9 protein-coding genes and 1 pseudogene are annotated in these 10,850 nt (G+C 42.9%); all 10 read right to left on the bottom strand.

Features of this window, described 5'->3' with window-relative positions; translation table 11 throughout:
* Positions 1–212 (bottom strand): annotated as a pseudogene (locus E7C97_RS08010) (DUF308 domain-containing protein); the annotation flags it as partial.
* A 510-nt stretch (positions 213–722) separates the two neighbouring features.
* On the bottom strand, positions 723–1,277 hold the full coding sequence (locus tag E7C97_RS08015) for an ABC transporter substrate-binding protein (RefSeq protein ID WP_070458500.1): 555 nt from the start codon (positions 1,275–1,277) through the stop codon (positions 723–725).
* A gap of 179 nt (positions 1,278–1,456) precedes the next feature.
* Positions 1,457–2,485: a tRNA preQ1(34) S-adenosylmethionine ribosyltransferase-isomerase QueA gene (queA, locus tag E7C97_RS08020; RefSeq protein ID WP_049530725.1), complete on the bottom strand. Its 1,029-nt coding sequence runs from the start codon at positions 2,483–2,485 to the stop codon at positions 1,457–1,459.
* Between the two features lie 39 nt (positions 2,486–2,524).
* Positions 2,525–3,433 (bottom strand): LysR family transcriptional regulator, encoded by a 909-nt coding sequence (locus E7C97_RS08025; RefSeq protein WP_070458507.1) that lies wholly within the window; start codon positions 3,431–3,433, stop codon positions 2,525–2,527.
* Positions 3,434–3,759: 326 nt separating this feature from the next.
* Positions 3,760–3,990 (bottom strand): GlsB/YeaQ/YmgE family stress response membrane protein, encoded by a 231-nt coding sequence (locus tag E7C97_RS08030; RefSeq protein ID WP_045763100.1) that lies wholly within the window; start codon positions 3,988–3,990, stop codon positions 3,760–3,762.
* Between the two features lie 9 nt (positions 3,991–3,999).
* Positions 4,000–5,241 carry an aminopeptidase gene (locus tag E7C97_RS08035; RefSeq protein ID WP_316108800.1) on the bottom strand — a complete coding sequence of 414 codons (1,242 nt, stop codon included), beginning with the start codon at positions 5,239–5,241 and terminating at the stop codon, positions 4,000–4,002.
* Positions 5,242–5,262: 21 nt separating this feature from the next.
* Positions 5,263–5,415, bottom strand: a complete 153-nt coding sequence (locus E7C97_RS08040; RefSeq protein WP_049504469.1) for a hypothetical protein — start codon at positions 5,413–5,415, stop codon at positions 5,263–5,265.
* A 13-nt stretch (positions 5,416–5,428) separates the two neighbouring features.
* Positions 5,429–6,106 (bottom strand): hypothetical protein, encoded by a 678-nt coding sequence (locus E7C97_RS08045; protein ID WP_316108802.1) that lies wholly within the window; start codon positions 6,104–6,106, stop codon positions 5,429–5,431.
* A 37-nt stretch (positions 6,107–6,143) separates the two neighbouring features.
* Entirely contained in the window at positions 6,144–10,538 is a 4,395-nt protein-coding gene (locus E7C97_RS08050; RefSeq protein WP_316108803.1) for a PolC-type DNA polymerase III, read from the bottom strand.
* A gap of 113 nt (positions 10,539–10,651) precedes the next feature.
* A partial coding sequence (locus E7C97_RS08055) for a hypothetical protein (RefSeq protein WP_316108804.1) occupies positions 10,652–10,850 on the bottom strand: 199 nt, incomplete at its 5' end.

Genomic DNA, 10,850 nt, shown 5'->3' on the forward strand with positions numbered 1-10,850 from the left:
ACTCCCAAGGTGTCCGTTGACTGACTTTTTTTGAAAATACGTAATACTAAATCTAAGACCGTTGCTATCCAAGCTAAAAACAGAACCAGTCGAATAACCGTCACTGGCAACCAAGTTCCCGTGACCATCAAGATAAGACCTAGCAGAACAAACAAGAAACCCTGAACAAGTAATTTCTTACCTGTCAGACCTAAAGAAAGAATTTTTTCCATAAAAGACCTTTCAAAAATAATAATTAAGCCCTTTGATCAAATTGACTGGTAAATAGCTGACGGCACAAACAGCCTGTGCCAGCAAGACATGGCGACTGACTGTAGCAATGTCACCATCTTGTCTTTTGCACTTCTGAAATTTGTTTTATTGAGTCGAAATCAGAGCTTATAAAAACTAGCTAAACTCGAGAGATAGACACAATTGCGACGAAAAAATGTATAACCAATTCAACTTGTTAAGGTAAGAAAGCATTATTTCTTCCAATCTATTAATTATTCATCTATTACCTATTATGACACAATATTCCCTATAGTTCAACTTTTTACTTATTTCAATAGTTTTGATTATTTTCAACATGAAAACTCTTCAAAAATTATGCAGGGGCATCTAAACAACAGGAAAAAGTCTTGGAATCAAGGCTTTTTTACTTGTCAAATCAATCTCATCCATACTTTTCACCACTCAAAAAGCGAGCCGTCGATTTGGCTCACTTTTTCTTTTTTTCACTCTTAATTACGGTAAAAATGACTATCTTTGTCGCTTGGTGATTGGCCGATTGCCAAGACGTCTTGGCTACCGTCTGTACCTGTTAATTCATTTTGGACTCCAGCTGGAGTAAAGATCAGGCGTGCTCCTTCTCCGCCTCCAACAAGATGAATTCCTGTCAGATAGTAACCGTCCTTCTCCTCTACTTGATCCATTTCATACTGGAAGGTTCCTTTTGAACTTTGAATGGTCACGATTCCATCCGCTGTGACTGTAGCAGTTGTTCCAGCATAGTTTTCCCACGTTCCAAGGAATTTTGCGTAAGCTTCTGGAGTTTTTTTCTTCTCTTCCTTCTTATCCGTTTGAGTGCTTGCGGAACTTGATGGGCTCGTCTCAGACTTCTGCTCCTCTTTTTGACTAGCTTCTGTTTTACTTGATGACTCCTTAGTTACTTTAGAAGAAGCCTCTTTGCTTGAAGATGCTGTAGTTTTTTCAGTATTTCCTCCACAAGCAGCAAGTGTCACCACAGCCAACAAGGCAAGAGCTGAAAGACTGGTGTAGCGCAATGTTTTTTTCATGATAATCTCCTTTTAAAATGATGATACAGTCTCATCTGCATCTAAAATAGCTAGCCTGAAATTACATATATTTTTGACGGCTAACCTGTAGTTTTCAGTGTATCATTTATTTCCATATAATTCAATAGCTATTTGACATCAAAAAAGGCTAATCCAATCAGGAATTAGCTCTTCTATTTTTAGTAGATAAACATGGCATCGCCAAAGCTAAAGAAACGGTACTTCTGGTCGATAGCATGCTGATAGGCTTCGAGGACCAATTCACGGCCTGCAAAGGCAGAAACTAGCATGACCAAGGTAGACTTCGGCAAATGGAAATTAGTAGAAAAAGCATCCACCACCTTCCAGTCATAGCCTGGCTTGATAAAGATATTAGTCCAGCCAGAGTCGGCCTGGATTTGGCCGTCAAACTTGCTTCCGATAGTCTCTAGCGTACGGATAGAGGTAGTCCCCACAGCAATGACACGGCCACCATTTTCTTTGACCTGACGCAAGGTCGCTGCAGCTTCCTCAGACAATTGATAAAACTCGGAGTGCATCTCGTGCTCATCCAGATTATCTACTGAAACAGGTCTAAAGGTCCCAAGTCCAACGTGCAAGGTCAGGTAGACTAGATGAACGCCTTTTTGCTGGATTTCTTCTAGTAATTCTTTGGTAAAATGCAAGCCTGCAGTTGGGGCAGCGGCTGATCCACTCTCCTTGGCATAGACTGTCTGGTAACGTTCACGGTCATCCAATTTTTCATGAATATAAGGAGGCAAAGGCATTTCTCCAAGACTTTCAAGCACTTCTAGGAAAATTCCTTCATACTCAAAACGCACAATACGGCCACCATGGGTCAATTCCTCAGTCACAACTGCGCTTAGCCGACCATCGCCAAAGACAACTCTAGCTCCAACCTTGAGACGTTTAGCAGGTTTTGCCAACACTTCCCATTCGTCTCCTGCTATATTTTTCAAGAGCAAGAGTTCAACGTGACCACCTGTTTCTTCCTTTTGACCATGAAGTCGGGCTGGCAAGACACGGGTATCATTCATCACCAGGGCATCACCTGGCTCTAGCATTTCAATAATGGAGTGAAAATGGCGATCTTGAAATTCTCCAGTCTGGCGATTAACCATCAAGAGCTTAGAGGCATCGCGCTTTTCCAGAGGTGTTTGTGCAATCAACTCCTCAGGCAAGTGAAAATCAAAATCATTGGTATTCATTGTAGTCATATTTCCTTTTCTTTTCTAATGTACTTACGATTAGCTATCAAAACGAACTTCTTCAAGCAAATAATCGATGAAGCGTTCACCCATCTTAGACAAGCTAGTCTTTTCATGCTGGATATAAACCAGTTCAATCGGATCATCAATATCAAGTGGAATCGAGACAATATTGTCTCCATTAAGATTACTATTGAGGATACCTGTCGCGATGGTATAGCCGTCCAAACCAATCAAGAGATTGAACAAGGTCGCACGGTCACTAACCACGATGGATTTCTTGTGGTGTTCTTGTGACAAAATCTCTTCTGAGAAATAGAAGGAATTATGGGTTCCTTGGTCATAGCTCAAGTAAGGGAAGTCTTCTAGGTCTGCCAACTGCACCTTGTCTCTTTTAGCAAGAGGGTTGGTCTTGCTGACAAAGATATGGGGTTGGGCTGTAAAGAGATGGTGGGCCACTAGATGATTGTCATCCAACATCTTCGAAAGAACATCTCGGTTATAGCTATTTAAAAAGAGAACTCCCACTTCACTTCGGAAGTTCTTGACATCATCGATAATCTCCCAGGTTCTGGTTTCACGCAAAAAAAGCTCATACTTTTCCATATCGCTCTTCTTGAGCAAGGAAACAAAGGCATTGACCACGAAGGCATAGTGCTGCGAAGACACACTAAAAAGCTCGCGATGAGCGATTGGGTTCTTATAGCGTTCTTCTAGAAGTTGCGTTTGCTCGACAACCTGACGGGCATAGGATAGAAACTCCATCCCATCACGTGTAAGGGTAATTCCCTTGGGATTTCGGATAAAAATCTCAATTCCCATCTCATTTTCTAGATCACGAACTGCATTTGATAGACTGGGCTGCGTAATGAAAAGTTGCTTGGCAGCCTCATTCATCGACCCAGTCTCTACAATTTTGATAATATAGTGTAATTGTTGAATTCTCATGCTTTTATTGTACCATACTTGACGCAATATAAAAAGAACCAGTCACTGAAAGCTTTGTGGCTAAGCTTAGATGAGTGCTTTCAAAGGACTTTATAGAGCGACCTAAAAAGAGAGAGTGGGATAGAAATCGGTAATTCGTTAGAATTCGATTTCGTCGTCCCACCTCAGCACAGTTGAGTAGGGCTGTAAAAGCTGATGAAATCAGCGTAGTAGAGGCACTCAACCACTGCGTCTTGATCGACAATCCAAAGACAATTGAGAGGCTAGGACTTTTGTCCCAGCCTCTCTCTTATTCTTTAAAGTTAATCTGCCTTCTAAATCGAAACTTAGCTTCCTCTTTCCCAGAAGATGGCTAGTAAAATCATGGCCCCAAGAACTGATGGGATAATGGCTGTACCGCTTAGGCTTGGTCCCCAAGAACCAAAGAGTAATTGTCCTAGAAAGGCACCAATCCAACCGAGAAACATTTTCCCGAAGCATCCCATACGTTCGCCACGATTGGTGATAGCTCCTGCTAGTAGTCCGATTAAAAGACCGACAAACATACTTCCAAGCATAGGTTCTCCTTAAATTGCCCAATCTCCATTGCGGAAGAGTGGTACGCGCGTTCCATCCTCACGGATACCATCGATATCCATTTGGTTAGAACCAATCATAAAGTCAACGTGAACATCTGAACGGTTAAGTCCTGCAGCTTCAAGCTCTTCTTCGCTCATCTCTGCTCCACCAACAACGCTAGTTGCGTAAGCGGCACCGATAGCCAAGTGGTTCGATGCATTTTCGTCGAAAAGAGTATTAAAGAAGGTAATACCTGACTGTGAAATTGGGCTTGGATCTGGTACCAAGGCACATTCACCCAAGGCACGCGCACCAGCATTCTTAAAGACAAGGTCCTTCATAACCTGGTCACCCTTTTCAGCAGTGATATCAACGATTTGACCATTTTCAAAGGTCACCTTGATGCCTTCGATGATATTTCCATTGTAGCTGAGTGGTTTTGTAGACGTTACATAACCATCCGCGCGACGGAAATCAGGAGCTGTAAAGACTTCTTCTGTTGGCATATTTGGCAAGAATCCTTCACCTTGGGCATTAACTGCACCAGCTGATTCCCAAACGTGGTTCTTAGGCAAGCCAAGTGTCAAATCTGTTCCAGGCGCTGTATAGTGAAGGGCTGAGAATTGTTCTTTGTTCAGCATCTCCGCCTTGCTCTTCAAGATAGCTGCATGTTCTTCCCAAGCCTTAACTGGATCTTCTTCGTAGATACGGCAAGTTTTGAAGATTTGGTCCCAAAGGAGGTCCACTGCTTCTTCGTCGCTCGCAGCATTTGGAAAGACTCTCTTAGCCCACTCTAGTCCAGCAGCGGCTGCTACAGTCCAGCTAACCTTATTAGATTGAGTTGCGATACGCATTGGCTTCATGGCAATTCCCATAGCTTTGGCAGAAGCTGAAAGTTTTTCTGCATCCACTCCGTTCAAGGCACCTGGGTCAGAAGAACGAACACCGAGACGACTTGCTTTGTTTTCAAGAAGGTAGTTCATCTCAGCAATCTTGTATTCTGGCACATTGTCCAAACGCTCCATCGGCGCGTGAAGGAATTTCTCACGGTTTACAAAGTCATCTGCCCATTGAACGATAACTTCGTGAGCTCCAAGTGCATAGGCTTCTTTAACAATTAAGTGAGCCAACTCACGTTGCTCCACATCAATCGAGAGAGCCAAGGTATGACCAGGTTGCACGTTCACACCGTTCGCAACTAACAACTTAGCATATTTTTCTAGATTTTCTTTAAAATTTGGTAAAACCATTCTGTTTTCTCTTTTCTATTTTTATTTTTCTTTCAACGCAGAAAATAATCCTGCCAAAGCAATAGCACCTGACAAGAGTGCTGTCGATAGAAGAATTGTCTGATCAGCAAGTTCAAATTGGTACTCAAACACCTTCTCAGCCGGTTTATCTTCCGCAAAAATTCTTAGTTTCATGAAATGTCCTTTCTTATTCTTCGTCCTCTCCTAGGTAGAGGCGTCGTGCCTCTGGACTATTTGTGAGGATATCTATATAGGTTTCATAGTCATCAGGTAGAGGCTTTCCTAAAGAGATATCTTGTTCTGGATTTATATTTTTCCCATAAAGAAAGCAAAGATAGAGACGTTCGTTGAGTGTTGGAAATACTTCAATAGACATATGTTCAGCCTGACCTACCCGATCCCAATCTTGTTCTTTGATATCTGGTATGATATAAGCTTGGAAAAGTCCCATAAGTGGATTATCCTCCGGTTGACCACTGTCCTTATCCGCTAGAACTAAAGAACAGCGTCGACCAAAACCAGCTACTTGGTGCTCCCGTCCCTTTACCGAAACAGTAATAGGATGCCCTCCAATATGGCTATAAATCCATTCTTTAGGCAGTTCATAATCTAACAGGGGGTTCACTTCTTTAACAATCGTTACAGGACTGTAGCGTAGAAACTGACGAGTAACTGCTTTACAAAAAAGGATATCCTCCTCTTTCAAGGTCACTCCCTTCCAGTTATTTTCCTCATTAAAATGGTTGAAAAATACCAGATAGGGATCACGCACCATTTGTGCTAATACGTAAACGCCATTTCGCAAGCGTATGGAAATAACTTTCCCTGGTTTCCAAGGAGTTGCTCTGTTTTTCTTTAGCATCATTAACCAATCTCAAATCTACATAAGACATTTCAAACTATTAAAACAAATCATCAAACAGGCTCAGCTGGTTATCCTCTGGCATATTGCCGAGAATGCCCATTTCATCCATCTTTTCAACCAAGGTTGATGAGAGTCCTCCACGCTTGCGGAGTTCAGTTTTAGAGAGGAACTCACCTTCTTGACGAGCACGAACCAATTGCTTAGCAACGTTCTCTCCTAGACCATCCATAGCAACAAATGGTGGGATGAGGGTGTCCCCATCGATGATGAATTCAGTCGCATCACTACGGTAGAGATCCAGTTTCCCGAACTTAAAGCCACGTTCCCACATCTCATTGACAATTTCAAGTGTTGTGTAGAGGTCAATTTCTACGTTGGAAGCTTCATTGTTCTTACGCTTTTCAGCAATTTCTTGCATCTTGCGTTTGATGGCATCCAAGCCTGCACCCATGGTCTTGATATCAAAGGCCTTGGCACGGATGGAGAAGTAAGCACAGTAATAATAAATCGGATGGTGAACCTTGAAGTAGGCCACACGAAGGGCCATCATAACGTAGGCGGCCGCATGGGCTTTAGGGAACATGTACTTGATTTTTCCACAAGATTCAATATACCACTCAGGCACATTGTTGGCCTTCATGGCCTCGATATAGCCATTGCGCTCTTCTTCTGAGATTTTGAGCCACAATCCCTTACGCACTCGCTCCATGATGGTAAAGGCCATCTTGGGATCTAGACCTGCGTGCATGAGGTAAACCATGATGTCATCCCGACATCCGATAACGGTTGATAGGTCCGCAATTCCAGCCTTAATCAAGTCTTGAGCATTTCCTAACCATACGTCGGTACCGTGAGACAAACCAGAAAGCTGAAGCAACTCTGCAAAAGTCGTTGGATGTGTTTCATCAACCATCCCTCGAACAAAGTTGGTTCCAAACTCTGGAATACCAAGCATACCAGTTGAAGTCCTGATTTGCTCAGGCGTCACTCCTAGGATATCTGTACCTGAGAAGAGGGCCATGACACCAGGATCATCCATTGGGATATCATTTGGATCAATGCCTGACAAGTCCTGGAGTTTCCGAATCATGGTTGGATCATCATGACCCAGGACATCGAGCTTGAGGACGTTCTCGTCGATATCGTGGAAGTTAAAGTGAGTTGTCTGCCATTCAGCTGTGACATCATCTGCAGGATACTGCACTGGAGTAAAGTCATAGACATCCATATAGTTAGGGATAACTACGATTCCCCCCGGGTGCTGACCAGTCGTCCGTTTGACACCAGCAGCTCCTTGGGCTAGGCGCTCGACTTCAGCCTCACGGTAGAACTTACCATAGTCACGCTCGTAACCCTTGACAAATCCATAGGCTGTCTTGGCAGCCACCGTACCTACCGTTCCTGCACGGAAGGCATATTCTTCCCCGAAGATATCGCGGACATCCAAGTGGGCACTAGGCTGATCTTCTCCCGAGAAGTTCAAGTCAATATCGGGAACCTTGTCTCCATCAAAACCAAGGAAGGTCTCAAACGGAATATCCTGCCCATTTTTGCTGAGTTTATGACCGCAATTTGGACAGTCCTTATTGGGCATATCAAATCCTGAACCGTAAGAGCCATCTGTGATAAACTCACTGTACTGACACTGACCACAGACATAGTGAGGAGAAAGAGGATTAACCTCTGTAATCCCAATCATGGTCGCAACGAAACTGGATCCAACAGACCCACGGGAACCAACCAAGTAGCCTCGTTCATTAGAACGATGCACTAGCATCTGTGAAGCTAGATAAATCACGGCAAAACCATTCCCCAAGATAGAGGTTAGTTCCTTTTCAATTCGTAGATCAACGATATCTGGGAGTGGATTTCCATAGATTTCAAAGGCTTTTTTATAGGTTAACTCAGCAACCGTTTCTTCGGCTTGGTCAATGAAAGGTGTATACAAGTCGCCTTTAACGACCTCAACAGGCTCAAAGATTTCTGCCAAGGCATTGGTATTTTCAATGACAATCTTACGAGCCAAATCCTCCCCTAGAAAGGCAAATTCATCCAACATTTCATTGGTCGTTCTAAAATGTGCCTTGGGTAGCGGAGCTGGTTGGGCAGCTTCTCCGTGACCAATAGTCCGGTTAATCATAGCTCCCTGCCCTAGACTTCGCACGATGATTTCGCGATAAATCTCATCCTCAGGTTCGATATAGTGAACATTTCCTGTCGCAAGGACTGGCTTACCGAGACGGTCTCCGACCTCAATCAAGCTCTTGATGATGGTTTGGAGTTCCTCCATATCCTTGACCTGCTCTTTGGCAATCAGAGGGGCGTAGATAGCCGGAGGCATCACCTCGATAAAGTCATAGTATTTAGCTACTTCGACTGCCGCATCTACCCCTTGTGATACAACTGCATCAAAAACTTCCCCTTCCGTACAGGCTGAACCTAAGATCAAACCTTCTCGATGGGCATCTAGGACCGTACGTGGAATCCTTGGAACACCTTCAAAATACTGAGTATTTGAGAAAGACACCAGCTTAAAGATATTTTTCAAGCCCACCTGATTTTTCACATAGATGGTCGCATGCTTGATTCGAGCTTTTTTATAAGAGTCTGGACTGATTAAATCAAGGTTTAATCGTGCTAAGTCAGTCACACCGTGTTTTTCTGCTACTTCCTTGATAAAGATAAAGAGCAGACGGCCAGTTGCTTCCGCATCATAGTTGGCCATGTGGTGGTGTTCTAGGGCTACACCAAAACGTTTGGTCAATGGTCCGAGACCATGGCGTTTGTACTCAGGATAGAGATTTCTAGCGAACTCTAGCGTATCGATAACAGGTTGACTAATTTTTGGTAGACCGTGACGCTCATAGTTGGCATTCATAAAGCCAACGTCAAAGCTTGCATTGTGGGCTACAAGAACTGTATCTTTACAGAATTCTTGGAATTCTTTCAGAACTTGAACCAAAGGTTTAGCATTTTTTACATGGTCATCAGTAATCCCAGTCAATTCAGTTGTAAAAGCTGACAAGGGATGCCCTGGATTGATAAATTCATCAAACTCAGCGATGATATTCCCCTTATACATCTTGGAAGCCGCCACCTGAATCAAGTCATTATAGATAGCTGATAGACCTGTCGTTTCCACGTCAAAGACTACATAGGTAGCTTCAGAAAGATTCATCTCCACTTCATTGTAGACGATAGGAACACGGTCTTCAACGATATTGGCTTCCATTCCATAAATGAGCTGAATACCAGCTTTCTTGGCTGCCTTATAACCATGAGGGAAAGACTGAACATTGCCGTGGTCTGTGATTGCCACTGCTTTGTGTCCCCATTTGGCTGCTGTTCCAACGATTTCCTCGACCTCAGGTAATGCATCCATAGTTGACATATTGGTGTGCGCATGAAACTCAACGCGACGCTCACCTTCTGGCATCAAGTCCTTACGTTCATAGTGAACAACTTCCTGCACGTCCTGAACATTCATGGTCAAATCTCGTGTAAAATTATTGACCTCGACATTTCCTCGAACACGAAGCCAAGAGTTTTTCTTGATTATGTCAAACTTCTGAGCTTCTTCTTCATTTTTGACCCATTTTTGCATGGAGAAGCTAGATGTATAGTCCGTCATCTTGAAATTAATCAAGACACGACCCGTTCTAGTCACCTTCTGCTCAACATCAAAGACAACACCTTCAAAAACCAGACGATTTTCCTCAGTATTGACCTCGATCATTGGAGTAATCTCCGCCTTGTCAAGTTTAGGTTTTGCTGCTGCCTTCTTGGCTTGAAAATCAAAGACAGGTTTGTCCTCAACTGGAGGAGGCGGTGCCATCTGCTCTAACTGTTCCATAGCCCGAAGCGTCTCGTCATTGGCTGCTTGGATAATCATTTGATTTTCCGTCTGAAAAGCCTCTTGCTCTTCCCTCGTGAGTTCTTCATTTTTTTCTAAACTGCAGGAAAGTTTAGGAAAACCAAAGTGTTCCAACTGTTTGCTAAGATTTGGAAGATGATTTTTTCTAAAATGCTCAGTATCTGCGGCTTCAGAAGCTTCAATGATTAACTGGTCATTTTCAAAACGCACCTGAAAATTCTGATATATAGAACGAAAACCTTGACTGGCGCAAGGTCCATCCGAAAAAGCCTCTCGATAGTAGGCTTGTAAAAGTTCTCTAGAAAATTCCTGATTTCGCGTTTTTATCTCAAAACTAGCCTGATTTCCCGTTTTTGAGAATTCTTCTTTCAAGCCTCTTTTCAACTCTAGAAAAAGTTCAAAAGGCAAGATATTTTCAAAAACAAAATGAAACTCCCAAACTTTGCTTCGTTTATGAACAATGACTTGTTCTATTTCAGCCTGAGAGAAGGCCTCATGATTTCTCATTTCAGCGGGTATTCCCAACTGATTCATTAAAATTTCAAAAGTGGTTGACATCCATTTTCCTCACAATATACTCCTTCTATTTTACCATATTTGAGGCACTTTTTCCTATTTCTACCAAACAGAAAAAGAAGCCACAAAGTGACTTCTTTTAAAGTGACGGTGAATTATTCTTCACCTTTGTTTTTCTTAATGATTTCTTCTTGTACTGACTTAGGTACATCTTCGTAGTGGTCGAATACCATCATGAATGTACCACGTCCTTGTGATGCAGAACGAAGAACTGTTGCGTAACCGAACATTTCAGCAAGTGGAACGTAAGCACGAACGATTTGGCTGTTACCGTGTGCTTCCATACCATCTACA

The organism is Streptococcus sp. (assembly GCF_032481935.1).
GTDB lineage: Bacteria > Bacillota > Bacilli > Lactobacillales > Streptococcaceae > Streptococcus.